Here is a 16894-nt window from a genome sequence, read left to right as displayed (position 1 = left end):
ACCAATAATTGTCTATACATCTATTAAGTTAAACAGCTCATCAATTTCTGCTTTCAAATGGTACATTTCGGTGTCATTCCATTTTTTGGATAAATGGCTGATGGGCAAAATCACACAGTGTAAATCGCGATAAGTAATGGCGTTAAATGTATTTCTCACAAGAGTTTTATTGGCTTCTCGCTCAAAATATTTAATGACATCCATATTTTGGGTAATGATTAAAACAGGTTTGAGAATACCATATAGCCAATCAAATAAATGGGTGTGTTTATGCTGGGGGCTTAATAGAGTTTTTTTAGGGGTGATAACACTATAAAGATAAGTTTCAATCACAGGATGATTTGAGATTTCATCAATCAAATTTTGCTGAAATATATGGTTGCGATTCCACTGTAAATCATCATTGTAGCTCGCGATGTCATAATGCTCAGCAAACGATTCACGATCAAACCCTATATCATCATGCCAAATACTTGCATCAAACACGTCTAAATTAACTTCTCGAGCCGGATTGTAGCCGACCATCATGATTTTGCAATTAAGGGGGGACCCTGAACAGATAAAGGGACGTACTTTCACATTGTCTAGTTGCTGCTCGCTAAGCAGCTGCTGCATCTCTGTACGGAATTTTTTTAAATCCATTTTCACAATTTATTCCCAGAAAATTTACTATCAATTAAATCCCACAATTTTTATTATATTACCTAGTCGCTATACAACAATCAATATACTTTTAGCGATAATTAAGTCAGTGCTTAGCCAGTAAATAGCAAATAAAAAAACCTCAAAAAGCATGAGGTTTTTTTATATTTATCGCCTATATATTTATCGCTTAGTAGCTGATGATAGCGGCAATTACAATTTGCTAGTTAGTTCTGGCAAGACTGTAAAAATATCACCTTCTAGGAAATAATCAGCCACTTGAGAGATTGGTGCTTCTGGGTCATTGTTGATGGCAACGATAACTTTTGAATCTTTCATACCTGCCAAATGCTGAATGGCACCTGAGATACCTGCGGCAATGTATAGGTTTGGCGCAACAATTTTACCTGTTTGACCCACTTGTAGGTCGTTTGGCACATAACCTGCGTCAACTGCGGCACGTGATGCACCCATCGCAGCGCCTAGTTTATCAGCGAGTGGCTCAATATATTTGGTGAAGTTTTCACCGCTGCCTAATGCACGACCACCCGATACAACAATTTCTGCAGCAGTTAATTCTGGACGATCAGATTTTGCTAACTCTTCACTGACAAATTTTGATTTACCTGCATCTGCATCTTCACCTACGCTTACTTGTTCTATGCTGGCTGCGCCGCCTTCTGCTGGCGCTGCATCAAATGCAGTGGTACGAACTGTGATGACTTTTTTGCTTTCAGTATCTTTAACGGTTGCAATAGCATTGCCTGCGTAGATTGGACGTTCAAATGTCTCTGCATCAATCACAGCGGTCACATCAGTTAGCATATTTACGTCTAACAAAGCGGCAACGCGTGGTAAGAAGTTTTTACCCGTTGTTGTTGCTGGTGCAACGATATGGCTATAATCACCTGCCAGCGATACCACGAGTTTAGCAACGTTTTCAGCCAGCTGGTGTTCAAAAGCAGCGTTATTTGCGCAAAGCACCTTTGAAACACCCGCTACTTTAGCGGCTTGTTCTGCCACGGCTTCACAGCCAAGACCTGCAACTAATACAACGATATCGCCACCGATTTTGCTTGCTGCCGTTACGGTGTTGAGGGTTGCTTTTTTCAGCTCTTTATTATCATGTTCTGCATATACTAAAATTGCCATGAGATTTTCCTTAATATTTGATAATCGCTATCGTTAAATGACGAATTAAATTGAAGGTAGTTAAATGATTAGATAACTAATAATTAGATAACTTTAGCTTCGTTTCTTAATTTATCGACTAACTCGTCAACCGATTTAACTTTAACACCCGCTTTACGTTCTGCAGGTGGCGTCACTTTTACGATTTGAATGTTACTAGCGGTAGAAACACCATAATCTTCTGGTTTTTTCTCTTCTAATGGTTTTTTCTTCGCTTTCATGATGTTAGGCAGTTTGGCATAACGTGGTTCATTTAAACGTAAATCAGTGGTGATGACCGCAGGCAATGATAGCTGAACGGTTTGTAAGCCGCCATCGATTTCACGTGTTACGTTGACACTGCCACCGTCGACTTTTACTTGTGATGCAAAGGTTGCTTGACCCACGTCTAGTAATGCCGCTAACATTTGACCTGTTTGGTTGTTGTCATCATCAATCGCTTGTTTGCCTAGTAAAATGATGTCAGCAGCTTCAGCTTGTGCAATCGCTTTTAAAATTTTTGCGACTTGTAGCGGACGTACAGTGTCGGTAGTTTCAACTAAAATACCACGATCTGCACCCAGTGCCATTGCACCACGGATTTGTTCTTGTGCTTCTTTAGGTCCGATAGATACAACAACAATTTCAGAGACCACGCCCGCTTCTTTTAGGCGTACAGCTTCTTCCACAGCAATCTCATCAAATGGGTTTATAGACATTTTAACATTGGTTAAGTCAACACCAGTGTTGTCCGCTTTTACACGAACTTTTACGTTATAGTCAACTACACGTTTAACAGCAACTAATGCTTTCATACGTTCCTCGTTTGTTATATGAATTAAAAAAGGAGGATAAATCCAAGTATCCCCAGTCATGATAAAATAAACATCCTATTCTTCTTAACTTAAAGCTTGGTGAGCCAACTTGGCAAGCTAAAAAGAATACTTATACTGTGAATACTCACAATACCCATTATCTTCGTTAATAATATATGTTGCGATAACTTACCCAACAAATCAAGAAAATCCTATGAATTTTAAGTCATAAAAAAATGGTTGGAAAACATCAAAAATTCTTGAATTTTTCGAATATATCATAACTAAAATAATTAGGGAAATTTTTTAACTAAATATTCAACATACAATGTCTTGTGCTTGATATAAACATTAAACACAAAACAAACGCGCATAAAAAAAACAACCTATCGTCTGGTTGTTTTTCTTTATTGCAAGCTAATTAAGATAAGCAGTTAATAAACAAACAATTAAGCTTGTAGTTATTATTATTGTGCTTCAATTTGTTCGGCTTGTGGGCCTTTTTGACCTTGGCTCAATACGAAGCTCACACGTTGACCTTCTTTAAGTGTTTTAAAACCTGAACCTTCGATTGCACTGTAATGAGCAAAAACGTCTTGACCGCCATTGTCTTGAGCGATGAAGCCGAAGCCTTTGCTCTCATTGAACCATTTTACAGTACCAGTAGCTTTATCTGACATAAAAAATCCTACATTAAAAATTAACTATGTTATCTATAACGCTTGCAATTACCTAGGTAAATACAGGGTGTTATAAATTGTCATCGCCAAAAGTTTGTTAAGTGTATTTTAGCGAATAATGACAGTATAGCCTAGTTTTAGCGTTTCACCTACTATTTTTTGAATTTTTTACCACAAAGTTACAATTAACAAGGGATTTAAATTGACTTTATTAAGCTACATTAAAGGCGATTACACCGTTCATCAACATGTTGATAAATATCGCAATACTAGTCACAGTAATCACCAGTGAAAATGATAGGCTGTAGTCCATATATTTGATGGGCATACTCATGTCATCGACATCTTTAATATCGCCCGCCTGATCTTTAAGTAGATAAAACCCATAAATCCAACCAAATATGCTATACAAAATATAGGCAAATGGCACGACTTTGGCGATGCTACTAAATCCGCCATAATATACGGCAACCACAGATACCATGAGCCACACAGTTTCTAATATGGAGCTCACATTAAATAACGTCGATTTCGGCAGTTTTCCTAAGTTTTTCTTCAAAACAATGGATTCATACGCAATCAGTAGCGCGACAATTAGCGTACCGACCAGATAAATTGCTTGCCAATTTAACGTATAGCTATCCCCCATCAGGTGATTCAAAGGATTTGCCAATGCAGGCAAAGAACTTATGCCGCTAAAAGTGTGTAACAAAGTTGCAGTGGACAACTGCCAAACAGACGCTATATTCAAAACAAATCTCATAAACTTTATATCGATGCCCATTATTTTATACTAAAAAACCCTGTCTATGTAACTTTACACAGCGCAGGGTTATTGTCATTTTATTGTTTTTACCAATTGGGCATGATGCCATCGGCAAAACTAACGGGGTGAAAAACTAGTTTTTCTCTTTGTCGATGATTTTGCTTGAGGTAATCCAAGGCATCATACCGCGAAGTTTGGCACCTGTTTTTTCGATTTCGTGCTCAGCGGTTTGACGGCGGCGCGCTGTCATTGATGGATAATTTGACATACCTTCAGCGATAAACATTTTTGCATATTCGCCTGATTGAATACGTTTTAGTGCATTACGCATCGCTTCACGTGATTGGTCGTTAATAACTTCTAGACCTGTTACGTATTCACCGTATTCTGCGTTGTTACTGATTGAGTAGTTCATATCAGCAATACCGCCTTGGTACATCAAGTCTACAATCAATTTTAATTCGTGCAGACATTCAAAGTAAGCCATTTCTGGGGCATAACCTGCTTCAACCAAGGTTTCAAAGCCCATTTTGACCAGCTCAACCGCACCACCACACAGTACCGCTTGCTCACCAAATAGGTCAGTTTCAGTTTCGTCTTTAAACGTTGTCTCGATGATACCTGAACGACCGCCGCCGATGCCCATCGCGTAAGATAACGCCACTTGTTTGGCTTGACCAGAGGCATCTTGGTAAACGGCGATTAAGTCAGGAATACCGCCGCCTGTGGCAAATTCGTTACGCACGGTATGACCCGGTGCTTTTGGCGCAATCATGATGACATCTAGGTCTTTGCGTGGTACCACTTGGTTGTAATGGATTGAGAAGCCATGGGCAAATGCAAGCGTGGCGCCTTGTTTGATGTTTGGCTCAATCACGTCATTGTAGAGTTGTTTTTGGAATTCATCAGGGGTCAAAATCATGACTAAGTCAGCTTGCTTGACGGCTTCTTCTACTTCAGCCACTTTTAGACCGGCATTTTCTGCTTTTTTCCAAGATGATGAATCTTTGCGCAGCCCTACGGTGACATCAACACCGCTGTCTTTTAGGTTCAATGCGTGGGCGTGACCTTGTGAGCCATAGCCGATAATCGCAACTTTTTTGCCTTGGATGATTGATAGATCACAATCTTTATCATAAAAAATGTTCATAACTATTTCCTTGTGTAAAAAACAACTACTATTAAAAGATTAAAAGGTTGGTAAATTTAGACGCTGAGGATTTTTTCACCTCGAGCGATACCAATAACACCAGAACGTACCACCTCTAAAATGCGTTCACGTCCCATCAATTCGATAAAGCCGTCCAATTTTGCGGTGTCACCGACAATTTGAATGGTATAGACATTGGGCGTGATATCAACAATACTTGCACGGAAGATATCTGCACAGCGCTTGACTTCTTCGCGGTTGCTACCCGTGGCACGTACTTTGATCAGCATGAGTTCGCGCTCAATATGTACACTATCGGTCAGCGTGGTTACTTTAACGATTTCAATCAGCTTGTGCAACTGTTTGGTCACTTGCTCAATCTTATTTTGATCGGTATCTGTGGTCAAGGTTAAACGCGATAAAGTCGGGTCATCGGTTGGCGCGACGTTCAATGTCTCGATGTTGTAGCCACGTTGTGAAAATAAGCCAACCACACGAGACAGTGACCCTGATTCATTTTCCATTAAGACAGAAATTAAATGTTTCATTAGGTACGCTCCCCTTTGGCTAACCACATATCACGCATTGACTGACCTGCTAATTGCATTGGATAAACATGCTCGTTTTTATCGACGAGTACATCGATAAATACCAATCGATCTTTGAGTGATAAGGCATAAGCAAGTTGTTCATCAAGTTTGGCTGGGTCAGTGATTTGGATACCGACATGACCGTAAGCTTCTGCAAGTTTGACAAAATCTGGTAATGAATCCATATAAGAGTGCGAATGGCGACCTTCATAAATCATGTCTTGCCATTGTTTGACCATACCCAACTGGGCATTGTTAAGATTTAAAATCTTCACGGGTAAGTTATATTGTAGGCAAGTTGAAAGCTCTTGGATATTCATCTGAATTGAGCCTTCACCTGTGATACACACTACATCACGCTCTGGATTAGCAAGTTTGGCTGCCATTGCATAAGGCAACCCTACCCCCATGGTGCCTAAACCACCTGAGTTTAACCATTGACGCGGCTCATCGTATTTATAGTATAGGGCGGCGAACATTTGGTGCTGACCCACATCAGAGGTGATGATAGCTTTACCATGCGTTAACTCGTATAAGCGCTCAACAACGTGCTGTGGTTTCATGCCATTGCTGTCGTCTTTGTCATAGCGTAGACCATGACGTTTACGCCATTCATTGATTTGCGCCCACCAATCATTTAGCGCGGCTTGGTCAAGCTGTGCGTTATTTTCTGTTAATACGGCGAGCATATCGCTTAGCACATTTTTTACATCACCGACGATCGGGATATGTGCGTTGATGGTTTTTGAGATTGATGCAGGGTCGATATCAATATGGATAATTTTAGCGTTTGGACAGAATTTTTGCGTATTGTTGGTCACACGGTCGTCAAAACGCGCACCCACGGCCAAAATTACATCTGAATTGTGCATGGTCATATTGGCTTCATACGTACCATGCATTCCAAGCATACCTAAAAACTGTTCATCCGACCCTGGAAAAGCGCCTAGCCCCATCAAAGTATTGGTTACCGGCAAATTAAGTAAACGGGCTAATGCGGTTAATTCTGCACTTGCGTTTGATGCAATCACGCCACCACCTGAATATAATACAGGGCGTTTGGCTGCAATTAAGGTTTCGATGGCTTTACGAATTTGTCCTGAATGACCGCGAACCGATGGTTGGTAAGAACGCATACTGACCGACTCAGGGAAATGATAAGGGAATTTTTCGTTAGGCGCAGTTTTGTCTTTGGGTACATCAATCACCACAGGGCCTGGGCGACCAGAGCTTGCGATATAAAATGCTTTACGCACGATTTCCGGGATTTCACTGGCATGACGTACTTGAAAACTGTGTTTGACGACAGGACGTGACACACCAATCATATCAGTTTCTTGGAACGCATCATCACCGATGAGGCTTGAAGGCACCTGACCTGATATCACAACCATCGGAATGGAATCCATAAATGCGGTAGCGATGGCGGTAACCGTATTGGTGGCGCCTGGACCTGATGTCGCCAATACCACCCCGGTTTGACCTGTCACACGGGAATAAGCATCTGCCATATGACCCGCTGCTTGTTCATGACGCACGAGGATGTGCTCAATGGTATCTTGTTTGAACAAGGCATCATAAATATGCAACACGGCGCCGCCTGGATAGCCAAAAATGTATTCGACACCTTCGTCAATTAGCGCTTGCACCAGCATTTCTGCACCAGACATCATCACAGGTTCACCTGCTGAGGCTTTGGCGGTTTTTTTGTCAAAATTGGGTGCAGCGTGAGCCGTTTGGTTTTCTCCCGTCATATTGGGAGCTTGGGTAGTTTGAGTCACTGTCATCACCTTTTATGGTCGTCTTCAAAAATGATACTGGGAAGTTGTTTTAGATAAAAATTGCTAAATGATTAGCAAGAATCTTCAACACTGCCATAAGGTAACAGTGAACAAATCAGACGAGGGCAAAAAGCATGATAACCAAAAAAGAAAGCATCACAAAAATTACGTAATGTATAAATTGATGGCTACTTTTTGTCTTTGTTGACCGATAAGTCAGGGTTGTTAGATTCTTTTTTAGATTCATAAACAACAACAACGGTAAAAAATGCTCTCATCCAATTGTAGAGCCTAATCAGCGGATAGCGCCAATTAGCTTAGATTTTACCAATTAGTAACCAACGATAATTGTTACTAACGACCAGTAGAGGACTTATGATGTGAGTTTTTTTAACACTTGTCAATAAAAAAAAGCTACTATAATTTATAACTTTTAGTTATAGGTAAATGAATCGTTTAAGGCTTGATTTTAAGGATTGGTTTTAAGGCTTGATAAACTTTAAAATCTCAGACTGATTGAGCCAGTCGTTTTTAGAAAATAACCTTTAGGAAATTAAACAATTATCTTGTCGAAATTTACTGCTAAAAGCTATCAAGCTGTGATAGGCTATCGCATAATTTTCTCGTTTCTTGCATAGGAAAAACAATGTTAAAGCCACTGTTTTTGTTATCACTCATGTTATCACCATTCATTATGGCGAATTCAAATGCAGCCACTTACTACAAGTGGACTGACAAAAATGGTGTGCCGCATTATAGCCAATATGCCCCGACCAATGGTGTTAATTTGCGACAAGTGCAAGTGATTAATACCCGTGAACTTGGACCTAGTAGTCGTGCACCTGCAACCGCTGGCAATAGCACAGGTGCTGCATCAGGTGTATCACCAACGCTGACAGCCGATCAAAAACGTGCTGCTGAACTTGAAGCACAAAATCAGCAACTCAAAAAGCAGCAAGATGCGGAGCGCTGTAAAGCCTTACAAAATACCCTTGCTAATCTAAACCAAGGCGGGCGCGTCTATGAGATGGATAATAAAGGTGAACGTAAATATTTAGATGGTCGTGAAATTGAGCTACGCCGTCAGCAAGTCGCGCAAACAGTGAGCCAATACTGTAAATAATTTTGCATGCTATATAACTTTAGCGTTCAATCAAAGGTTAAAGGCGTGTAAAGATTAAAGATATATAAAGGTTAAAGGTGAGTGAATTCTCACCTTTTTTTATTGAACCTTGTTAACCTGCCGTGATTTTAATCTTGCGTGATTTGATGGATGATGTCACCGATTGCCGATGCCATGTGATTGGCTTGCAACGCATATTCACCCATTTTTTCTGCTAACGTATCACCCGCTTTGGCATGTATGAGCACGGCGGTTAGCATGGGTGCGGTAATTGCTTGCGCCAATAAGCTCGCCATCAGACCTGCCAAGCAGTCGCCCATGCCAGCGGTTGCCATACCGGCATTACCCAAGCCGCAAATATCAATGCTGTCTCGTTCAAGCACAATCGTTTGTGCCCCTTTGATAAGCCAATTGCCCCCATATTGGTGAGCTAACGCCCGAATCGCGCTGATTTTGTCTCGATCGATGTCGGCATAGGGTTGATTGAGCAAACGACCTGCTTCCGCTGAATGCGGCGTTAGATAAAACCGTTGGTTCGACTGTCCCAATCGTGGTTGAATGGGCGCAGTTAAACCGTCACTCGTGCCTGCCCAATCTGCCAAATGGTATAAACCATCGGCGTCAATGACACATAGCTTCTCTGATTGTATGATCGCCGTAAGATACTGGTTAAATAAATCAAGCGTTGCTTTATCTCTACCCAAACCCATGCCGATGGCAACTACATTCACCGCGTTAATCAGCTCGATGACGCTAGCGATATTATGTAAATCCGCGGTCATGGCATTGGGCAAAGCGGTGATAATAGCTGAATGAAAATCACCATGACAGGCAACAGTGACTTTGCCTGCACCACTGCTCAATGCTGCACTGGCGGCCAATATCGCCGCCCCTGCCATGCCATGCCCATCCTGTAACCGATTGCCACCGATGATAAGTACATGACCATACGTACCTTTATGGCTCACCTGCTGACGTTGTGGCAAGTTAGGTAGCTTCGTGTGTAACAAGATACTTGATTGCTCAACAGGGAGCAAAGGCACATCAATCACAGTGCCAACATAATCTTTACTATCGCCGATATGCAGTCCGACTTTTCGCCCAATTAAACAAAGTGTCTTGTCTGCCTTAATCGCAGTATCATCATATACTTCGCCCGTAGCGGCATTAAGTCCGCTGGGTACATCGATGCTGATGACTTGACAAGCGTGAACTTGCTTGCGGTATTGATTAATCCAATTGATGATTGTCTGATAATCACCGCTAGGCTTGCCATCGAGCCCAATCCCCAATAACCCATCAATCACCACATCATACTGATAGCTTAAACCAAGCTCATGGAGCGGCTGTAAAAATGCTGTCAACGTCAAATATTTTGCCGCATTTGCACAGTTTGACTGGTATAGGTGCTTTGCTGTTTGGCTGTCGACGGTGCTAGGCGCTGCGACTTGTACTACGGTAATTGACCAATGTGGGCAAAGCTTGTTCACATAATGCGCCACCAACCAAGCATCGCCGCCATTATTACCCGCGCCTGCCACTACCAATACCGATTTTTGAGGGTGACTGCTTTTTTGAAGGTAACTGCCTTTTTGATTGCTACTTTCCTGCTTGATGATGTGTGCAAGTTGCCATGCAGCTTGTTGCATTAAGGCAAAACTGTCATTATTGCTAAACCAGTTTTTTTCAATGTCATAAATTTGTTTGGGGCTATATAAGGCAATGGCGTTTTGCATCACAGTATTTTTATCCGTCCGTGCATTACTTTGCATAAGATGTTCCAATGATGTGGTAGGTGTTTATTTTGCTATAATAGCATTTTAATTTTACCTGGTTGTTGGCATGTTGGACACTACAAACGAACTCAATGCTCTCAAGGGCTGGATAAAGGCGCAAGCCAAGGCGTTGGGGTTTGCTGATTGTGGCTTTGTCCATCCCGCCAATCCCATCTTTAGCAAACAGCTTGGCGCGTTGCAAACTTGGCTAGCACAAGGTAAACATGGGGATATGCTGTTTTTTGAAGACAATCATGATAAACGTGCTAACCCTGCCCTGTTAGTTGACAAGACGCAAAGTATCATTAGCGTGCGTTTAGATTATCTGGTCACGCCGCCGCCCAAACGCAGTGTGCCAGACAACGAGCGCCCCAACTCAGCGATTATTGCCCGCTATGCTCGAGGACGTGATTATCATAAAACCATGCGAGGGTTACTAAAAACCCTAGCCAAACTGATTCAAGAAAAACTAACCACCGATTATCCGCAATATGCCAACGACTTTGTATTTCGTCCCTTTAGCGACTCCGCGCCTATATTTGAGCGCGCGTTGGCTGAGCAAGCAGGTTTGGGCTGGACAGGCAAACATACCTTGCTGATTCATCCACAAGCGGGGTCATTTTTTGTGTTGGGGGAATTATTCACCAGCTTGCCGTTGGCAGAGGATAAAAAGCAAATCGAAACCATATCATCGCATTGTGGCAGTTGCCGTGCTTGTATTCATGTGTGCCCTACCCATGCCATCCGCAAAACACCCACCGGGCATTATGATGTCGATGCACGGCTGTGTATTTCGTATTTAACCATTGAATTAGATGGCAAAATCCCTGTAGAACTTCGCCCAAAAATTGGCAATCGCATTTTTGGCTGTGATGATTGTCAGTTGATTTGTCCTTGGAATAAATTTGCCAGATTAGCGACGATTGAGGATTTTAATCCGCGTCACCGTTTAGATGAGGTGTCACTACTTGAGTTATGGGCGTGGGATGCACAGGATTTTTTGACAAAAACTGAAGGCTCGCCGATTCGCCGCACGGGCTACGACAATTTTATGCGCAATGTGGCGGTAGCATTGGGTAATGCACCGTTTAGCCAAGCAATTATTGACAAATTGCAAGAAAAACGCCCCATGCTAAGCGAAAACACACAAGAACATATTGATTGGGCGATCCAGCAACAACTTAATAAAAGTTAAAATGACGAGTTGGGTTGTTGTAAGAAGGCAATTTCGTCCTCACTGGATTGTCTACCCAAAATCGCATTGCGGTGCGGATAGCGCCCAAATCTTTCAATAATGGCTTGATGCTTATATTCAAATGCTAACGTATCGGCACTGGCGTATTTTTTAAACAGTGGCAACGCCTGCTGATGAATGTTTGCCGATTCTGCATGCATAAAAGGCATTAAAGCAAAATTGCGTTCGTCTTGATTTAACTTGTCAAAATCTGGCTGTTTGACGATTTCTTGTGCCAATACTAACGCCATGCCATCTTGGGCAAAAGCCTGTGGAGAATCTCGAAAAATATTGCGCGAAAACTGGTCCAATACAATGATTTCTGCCAATCGCCCTTTTGTACTGGTTCGCCAATCCCCCAACTCGCCTCGTTTGGCTTGCTCAAGTGTGGCTAAAAATTTAGCGGTTACAGTTTTATCAAAATTCTCATCTTTGGCAAACCAAAATGGCTTGGTATTTTGCTGCAACCAAAAATCTAATACCTTTTTAGCGTCCGCTAATAAGGGTTGCGCTGCTAGGGGTGATTGAATGGTCATGTGATTTCCTTTTGTAGGGTAATTATAGTGACTTGTCGGGTAATGATAGTGACAAATTTTGCTAAACAAGCGCGATTTACCTATAATGTGGCACAAATTTAGATTGAGAACAACCATGTATCCTTTTTTACGACTGGGCACCCATGCCATCAAAAGTGCGATTAAACAAAAGCAAGGTCATTCGCTTCAATTAACCGATACCAGCGAAATCACCTTGACCGCTAATATCAACGACATTGACAATTTTTTTGAAATGAACAACGGGCGTATTTTTACGCTGTTTGATTTGGGGCGAAACGATCTTGCCATTCGCTCTGGGCTTGCCAAAAAATTATTCAAGCATCGCTGGGGGCTGGTGGTCGCTGGTAGTACCATCCAATATCGTAAGCGTGTTCGTTTATTTGATAAGGTCACCATCAAAACCCGATTGATAGCTGTTGATGAGCGCTGGTTTTACATCGAGCAAAGCATGTGGGTCAAAGGTCAGCCTACTTGCTCTGCGCTGCTACGCACCGGTATTACCAACATCGTGACTGGCAAGGTTTTGCCGACTGAGCAAGTGCTCAGCGCGCTGGATTATAAAGATATCCATATGCCACCTGATGACTGGGTCAAAGCTTGGTCGGACGCCGATAAAATCCGCCCATTTCCTAAAGCCAATGTCCACCTTGCCAAAGATTCTGCTATCACCGAGTAACCCATAAATGCCTTTAACTTTAGATGATTTTGATTATCAACTGCCCGATGAACTCATTGCCCGCTATCCGTTAGCGGTGCGCTCAGCCTCTCGATTGCTGTATTTGCCTGCCCATGGTCAACCCAAAGACCAACAATTTGTGGATTTGCCAGAGCTATTAAATAGTGGTGACTTGGTGGTGTTTAATGACACCAAGGTCATGAAAGCAAGGCTGTTTGGGCAAAAAGCCAGTGGCGGCGCGGTCGAAGTATTGGTCGAGCGTATTTTGCCCGATGATGTTACTATGAGCCAAAAGCACACAGCGTTGTGTCATGTACGCGCCAGCCGCAGCCCAAAAGAGGGGCAAACGTTGAGCCTTGCCGATGGTAACATCCATGCCACGGTCATGGGGCGTGAGGACAATTTATTTTTGCTAGCGTTTGACCAGCCGATCTTGCCTGTGCTTGAGCACTATGGTGAACTGCCGATTCCGCCCTATTTTGAGCGCCATGCCGATGACAATGACGAAACCCGCTATCAAACGGTATTTCATGACCCAACCAAACTTGCCAGCGTAGCCGCACCGACCGCAAGCCTGCATTTTGATGATAACGTATTGGCTGCCTTCAAGTCCAAAGGCATTAATACCGCCTTTGTCACGTTGCATGTCGGTGCAGGCACATTTGCCCCTGTCAAGACAGAGGATGTTTTGCGCCATAAAATGCACTCAGAATATGCCGAGTTGCCCCAAGCGACTGCCGATTTGATTAACCAAACCAAAGCCCTTGGCGGGCAAGTGATTGCAGTCGGTACCACGGTGACACGGGTATTAGAAACGGCGTTTCAAAAAACCGCCAATTTTGAAAACCCGATGCTATCGGCTTGGTCAGGTGACACCGATATTTTTATTTATCCGTCATTTAGGTTCGGGGTGATTGATAAGCTCATCACCAATTTTCATTTGCCAAAATCCACGCTATTGATGCTGGTGTCAGCGTTTGCAGGCAGTGAGCCTATCAAACAGGCTTATCAGCACGCCATCGAGCAACGCTATCGTTTCTTTAGTTACGGTGATGCGATGTTGTTGGAAAAACTGGTATAATTTCAACCTTTTATGATTTTAACCTTTTAAAAAACTTGTTACAGAAACTTTAGATTATGCAATTTACCTTACATAAAAACGCTGTAGGCGAGAGCCGTGCTCGCCGTGGTACGGTTCATCTCGCTCATGGCGATGTGCAAACCCCTGCCTTTATGCCTGTCGGTACTTATGGCACCGTCAAAGGCATGCTGCCGCGGGATATCCACGAAATCGGTGCCGAAATCATCTTAGGAAATACCTTTCATTTGTGGCTGCGCCCAACGACCGATGTCATTGACAAATTTGGCGGCTTACATGACTTTATCGGTTGGAACAAGCCGATTTTAACCGATTCCGGCGGTTTTCAAGTCTTTAGCCTTGGTGCAATGCGTAAGATCGTCGAGGAAGGTGTCTATTTTCGCTCGCCGATTGATGGCGCAAAGGTGTTTTTATCCCCCGAAATATCGATGCAAATTCAATATTCACTGAACTCAGACATCGTCATGCAGTTTGATGAATGCACGCCCTATCCTGCAACGCCTAGCGAAGCGGATACATCGCTTGACCTATCGCTACGTTGGGGCGAGCGCTGTAAAAATGCGCATGAAAAACTGGGTAACAAGAATGCTTTGTTTGGTATCATCCAAGGCAGTATGTATCGCAACCTTCGCGAAAAATCCCTAGAAGGGTTGCTCGCTATTGGCTTTGATGGTTATGCCATTGGTGGACTGTCAGTCGGTGAGCCAAAAGAAGAAATGATGGCGGTGCTTGATTACTTACCCGATGATATGCCCGCCGACAAGCCCAGATACCTGATGGGCGTGGGTAAGCCTGAAGATATCGTGGAAGCGGTACGCCGCGGTGTTGATATGTTTGATTGCGTGATGCCAACACGTAATGCACGAAACGGTCATTATTTCACCACTTTTGGCGCCGTTAAAATTAAAAATGCGGTGCACCGTTTTGACCAAAGTCCGCTTGATAGTGCGTGTGATTGTTATACTTGTCAGAATTTTAGCCGCGCCTATTTGCATCATTTGTTCAAGTGCAATGAAATGCTATCGGCACAGTTGGGCACCATACACAATTTACGTTACTATCAGCGCTTGATGGCAGATATTCGTCAGTCTATTGAAGATGATAAGTTTGATGCGTTTGTCGATACTTTTTATCAGCAGCAAAACTTACCAAAATCTGATTTGCATTTGACCTAAAAACCACCTAAAAAAAAGAGCCGATTTGGCTCTTTTTTACTTTTCAGATGCTGCTGTTGATACGCTAAAATACGCTAAATAGCAACGCTATCCTTTCTTACAACCTTATCTTACCACGTTATCTGACTAAACCACGTTCACTATGAATCAGGGAATCCAATAGCAATTGTACCAAAGGTTCTTGGGGTAACAGTTGCTCGCTCACCGCGACAATGGCTTCTTCTTTGGTCAATCCTGAACGGAAAATCACCCGATAAGCTTGTCGCAGATAATCAATAGTCTGCTTTGACCAACCTTTGCGGCGCATGCCTTCGATATTAAGACCATGGCTTTTGGCAGGGTTACCCGATACCATGTTAAAAGCCGCAACATCTTTTAAAATCAAGCTTGCGCCACCAATCAAACTATAATCATCAATGCTACAAAATTGGTGAATACCTGAATTACCACCGACAATCACATGGTTACCGATGCGGACATGCCCCGCAATCCCCACATTATTAGCCACAATGTTGTCGCTCCCAATCACGCAATCATGCGCAATATGGGTATTGACCATAAACAGATTACGGCTACCAACGCGTGTGATGCCTTTATCTTGTACCGTGCCGCGATGAATGCTACAGGCTTCGCGAATGCGATTGTCATCACCAATTTCTAGCCACGTCTCCTCGCCTTGGTATTTGAGATCTTGGCAGTCTTCGCCGATGCTAGCGAATTGAAAAATCTGGTTGCGCTCACCGATACGGGTAAACTTGCTAATGACGACATGGGGGTGAAGCACGGTCTGCGCCCCAATTGTGACATGTTCACCAATAATGCAATACGGCCCTATCTTGACCGACGGGTGTATCGTTGCAGTGGCATCAATAATCGCCGTTGGGTGAATCGTCATGAAAAATCCTTATACCAGCCCACTATTCAAGGAGAACTAAAAATACAGGTTTAGCTGAGACCATAGGCAAAGCTAACTATAAACAGCAGGTTAAAATAAAAACGACATTATAGCATTTTTACTAAAGTATGCCATTTTTATCAAGGATTTTGCTTAACTTAAACAGATTTTATCGGTATAGCTTACCCAAACGCGCCTTATTCAAGCCATGTAAAAATGATGTTAAAGTCATGACTGGTGATATTGGGTACGCTGCTCTGCAATGGTGATTTCGGCACTCGCTGCCAACTCATCACCCACGCACGCTGTGCAACTAAATTTATAGATACTGTGACGCTCCATGGTCTTTTCGGCGCGTAAAATGAGCTGATCACCGGGGATGACTTGACGTTTAAAACGTACTTTATCGACCCCAGCGAACAGATAAATATAACCATCTCTAGGTTTGACATTTTTGCTGATAAAACCTAGCACACCCGCTACCTGCGCCATGGCTTCAATCATTAACACGCCTGGCATGATAGGCTCTTCAGGAAAATGACCATTAAAGAAAGGCTCGTTAATGGTGATGTTTTTAACACCGGTAATCCATTCATTGGGTTTTACCGCAGTGACTCTGTCTAATAGCATAAAAGGATAACGGTGAGGCAGATAATCACGTAACACAGCGGCATTGAGAGGTAATGTCACCCCAATCTGTGCAAGGCCAGCGATGTCTTCATCAATCAACTTATCAAAATCCATGGATATATCCTTTATACTTTTA

17 protein-coding genes are annotated in these 16894 nt (G+C 42.8%); 5 read left to right on the top strand and 12 right to left on the bottom strand.

The features are described 5' to 3' along the window. Positions 1-12 precede the first annotated feature (12 nt). From AXE82_RS00775 to AXE82_RS00740, 8 genes are all read right to left on the bottom strand, one after another. A complete protein-coding gene (locus tag AXE82_RS00775; RefSeq protein WP_147285563.1) occupies positions 13-648 on the bottom strand; it encodes a hypothetical protein in 636 nt (211 codons plus the stop codon). A gap of 207 nt (positions 649-855) precedes the next feature. Next, positions 856-1794, bottom strand: a complete 939-nt coding sequence (locus tag AXE82_RS00770) for an electron transfer flavoprotein subunit alpha/FixB family protein (protein WP_062330305.1) — start codon at positions 1792-1794, stop codon at positions 856-858. Positions 1795-1877: 83 nt separating this feature from the next. Beyond that, the gene (locus AXE82_RS00765) at positions 1878-2627 is read right to left on the bottom strand and encodes an electron transfer flavoprotein subunit beta/FixA family protein (protein WP_062330303.1); all 750 of its coding nucleotides are present in this window, start codon (positions 2625-2627) and stop codon (positions 1878-1880) included. A gap of 467 nt (positions 2628-3094) precedes the next feature. Further along, positions 3095-3307: a cold-shock protein gene (locus AXE82_RS00760; RefSeq protein ID WP_062330301.1), complete on the bottom strand. Its 213-nt coding sequence runs from the start codon at positions 3305-3307 to the stop codon at positions 3095-3097. A gap of 211 nt (positions 3308-3518) precedes the next feature. Next, positions 3519-4058, bottom strand: coding sequence for a hypothetical protein (locus AXE82_RS00755; protein WP_147285564.1), 540 nt, complete (start codon positions 4056-4058; stop codon positions 3519-3521). 148 nt (positions 4059-4206) lie between these two features. Further along, positions 4207-5223, bottom strand: coding sequence for a ketol-acid reductoisomerase (gene ilvC / locus AXE82_RS00750; RefSeq protein ID WP_062330296.1), 1017 nt, complete (start codon positions 5221-5223; stop codon positions 4207-4209). Between the two features lie 56 nt (positions 5224-5279). Then, positions 5280-5771: an acetolactate synthase small subunit gene (gene ilvN / locus AXE82_RS00745; RefSeq protein WP_007116784.1), complete on the bottom strand. Its 492-nt coding sequence runs from the start codon at positions 5769-5771 to the stop codon at positions 5280-5282. Continuing rightward, positions 5771-7486, bottom strand: coding sequence for an acetolactate synthase 3 large subunit (locus tag AXE82_RS00740; protein ID WP_172460509.1), 1716 nt, complete (start codon positions 7484-7486; stop codon positions 5771-5773). The genes ilvN and AXE82_RS00740 overlap by 1 nt, the downstream gene beginning before the upstream one ends. Before the next feature lie 754 nt (positions 7487-8240). Between AXE82_RS00740 and AXE82_RS00735 the strand changes: the two genes are divergently transcribed. Beyond that, a complete protein-coding gene (locus tag AXE82_RS00735; protein WP_007116786.1) occupies positions 8241-8717 on the top strand; it encodes a DUF4124 domain-containing protein in 477 nt (158 codons plus the stop codon). Between the two features lie 128 nt (positions 8718-8845). Here AXE82_RS00735 and AXE82_RS00730 read toward each other — a convergent pair whose 3' ends face one another. Beyond that, positions 8846-10489 carry a bifunctional ADP-dependent NAD(P)H-hydrate dehydratase/NAD(P)H-hydrate epimerase gene (locus tag AXE82_RS00730; protein ID WP_062330293.1) on the bottom strand — a complete coding sequence of 548 codons (1644 nt, stop codon included), beginning with the start codon at positions 10487-10489 and terminating at the stop codon, positions 8846-8848. A gap of 70 nt (positions 10490-10559) precedes the next feature. On the opposite strand from AXE82_RS00730, the gene queG reads away from it, so the two are divergent. After that, positions 10560-11687 (top strand): tRNA epoxyqueuosine(34) reductase QueG, encoded by a 1128-nt coding sequence (queG, locus tag AXE82_RS00725; RefSeq protein WP_062330291.1) that lies wholly within the window; start codon positions 10560-10562, stop codon positions 11685-11687. Here the strand turns inward: queG and AXE82_RS00720 are convergent. Continuing rightward, positions 11684-12262 (bottom strand): DUF924 family protein, encoded by a 579-nt coding sequence (locus AXE82_RS00720; RefSeq protein ID WP_062330288.1) that lies wholly within the window; start codon positions 12260-12262, stop codon positions 11684-11686. The genes queG and AXE82_RS00720 overlap by 4 nt on opposite strands. Positions 12263-12377: 115 nt before the next feature. Between AXE82_RS00720 and AXE82_RS00715 the strand changes: the two genes are divergently transcribed. The 3 genes from AXE82_RS00715 to tgt are packed head-to-tail and all read left to right on the top strand — an operon-like array spanning position 12378 to position 15233. Further along, a complete protein-coding gene (locus AXE82_RS00715) occupies positions 12378-12959 on the top strand; it encodes an acyl-CoA thioesterase (RefSeq protein WP_062330286.1) in 582 nt (193 codons plus the stop codon). A gap of 7 nt (positions 12960-12966) precedes the next feature. Further along, positions 12967-14040 carry a tRNA preQ1(34) S-adenosylmethionine ribosyltransferase-isomerase QueA gene (gene queA / locus AXE82_RS00710; RefSeq protein WP_062330284.1) on the top strand — a complete coding sequence of 358 codons (1074 nt, stop codon included), beginning with the start codon at positions 12967-12969 and terminating at the stop codon, positions 14038-14040. Between the two features lie 56 nt (positions 14041-14096). Beyond that, on the top strand, positions 14097-15233 hold the full coding sequence (tgt, locus tag AXE82_RS00705; RefSeq protein ID WP_062330282.1) for a tRNA guanosine(34) transglycosylase Tgt: 1137 nt from the start codon (positions 14097-14099) through the stop codon (positions 15231-15233). A 118-nt stretch (positions 15234-15351) separates the two neighbouring features. On the opposite strand, the gene lpxA is transcribed toward tgt, so the two are convergent. Together lpxA and fabZ are read right to left on the bottom strand one after the other, a co-directional pair. Then, entirely contained in the window at positions 15352-16128 is a 777-nt protein-coding gene (gene lpxA, locus AXE82_RS00700) for an acyl-ACP--UDP-N-acetylglucosamine O-acyltransferase (RefSeq protein WP_007116793.1), read from the bottom strand. 228 nt (positions 16129-16356) lie between these two features. Further along, positions 16357-16872 carry a 3-hydroxyacyl-ACP dehydratase FabZ gene (fabZ, locus tag AXE82_RS00695; protein WP_050324347.1) on the bottom strand — a complete coding sequence of 172 codons (516 nt, stop codon included), beginning with the start codon at positions 16870-16872 and terminating at the stop codon, positions 16357-16359. Positions 16873-16894 lie beyond the last annotated feature (22 nt).

The sequence above is a fragment of the Moraxella osloensis genome (assembly GCF_001553955.1).
Taxonomy (GTDB): domain Bacteria; phylum Pseudomonadota; class Gammaproteobacteria; order Pseudomonadales; family Moraxellaceae; genus Faucicola; species Faucicola osloensis.
The sequence above is the reverse complement of the archived record's forward strand: the minus strand, read 5'-3'. Positions and strand labels throughout refer to the sequence as shown.

Coding starts and splice junctions, on each gene's coding strand:
- AXE82_RS00720 (WP_062330288.1), bottom strand. CDS start 12,262: ATGACCATTCAATCACCCCTAGCAGCGCAACCCTTATTAGCGGACGCT.
- AXE82_RS00740 (WP_172460509.1), bottom strand. CDS start 7,486: ATGATGTCTGGTGCAGAAATGCTGGTGCAAGCGCTAATTGACGAAGGT.
- AXE82_RS00765 (WP_062330303.1), bottom strand. CDS start 2,627: ATGAAAGCATTAGTTGCTGTTAAACGTGTAGTTGACTATAACGTAAAA.
- ilvC (WP_062330296.1), bottom strand. CDS start 5,223: ATGAACATTTTTTATGATAAAGATTGTGATCTATCAATCATCCAAGGC.
- ilvN (WP_007116784.1), bottom strand. CDS start 5,771: ATGAAACATTTAATTTCTGTCTTAATGGAAAATGAATCAGGGTCACTG.
- queG (WP_062330291.1), top strand. CDS start 10,560: ATGTTGGACACTACAAACGAACTCAATGCTCTCAAGGGCTGGATAAAG.
- AXE82_RS00735 (WP_007116786.1), top strand. CDS start 8,241: ATGTTAAAGCCACTGTTTTTGTTATCACTCATGTTATCACCATTCATT.
- AXE82_RS00760 (WP_062330301.1), bottom strand. CDS start 3,307: ATGTCAGATAAAGCTACTGGTACTGTAAAATGGTTCAATGAGAGCAAA.
- fabZ (WP_050324347.1), bottom strand. CDS start 16,872: ATGGATTTTGATAAGTTGATTGATGAAGACATCGCTGGCCTTGCACAG.
- lpxA (WP_007116793.1), bottom strand. CDS start 16,128: ATGACGATTCACCCAACGGCGATTATTGATGCCACTGCAACGATACAC.
- AXE82_RS00730 (WP_062330293.1), bottom strand. CDS start 10,489: ATGCAAAGTAATGCACGGACGGATAAAAATACTGTGATGCAAAACGCC.
- AXE82_RS00715 (WP_062330286.1), top strand. CDS start 12,378: ATGTATCCTTTTTTACGACTGGGCACCCATGCCATCAAAAGTGCGATT.
- queA (WP_062330284.1), top strand. CDS start 12,967: ATGCCTTTAACTTTAGATGATTTTGATTATCAACTGCCCGATGAACTC.
- AXE82_RS00770 (WP_062330305.1), bottom strand. CDS start 1,794: ATGGCAATTTTAGTATATGCAGAACATGATAATAAAGAGCTGAAAAAA.
- tgt (WP_062330282.1), top strand. CDS start 14,097: ATGCAATTTACCTTACATAAAAACGCTGTAGGCGAGAGCCGTGCTCGC.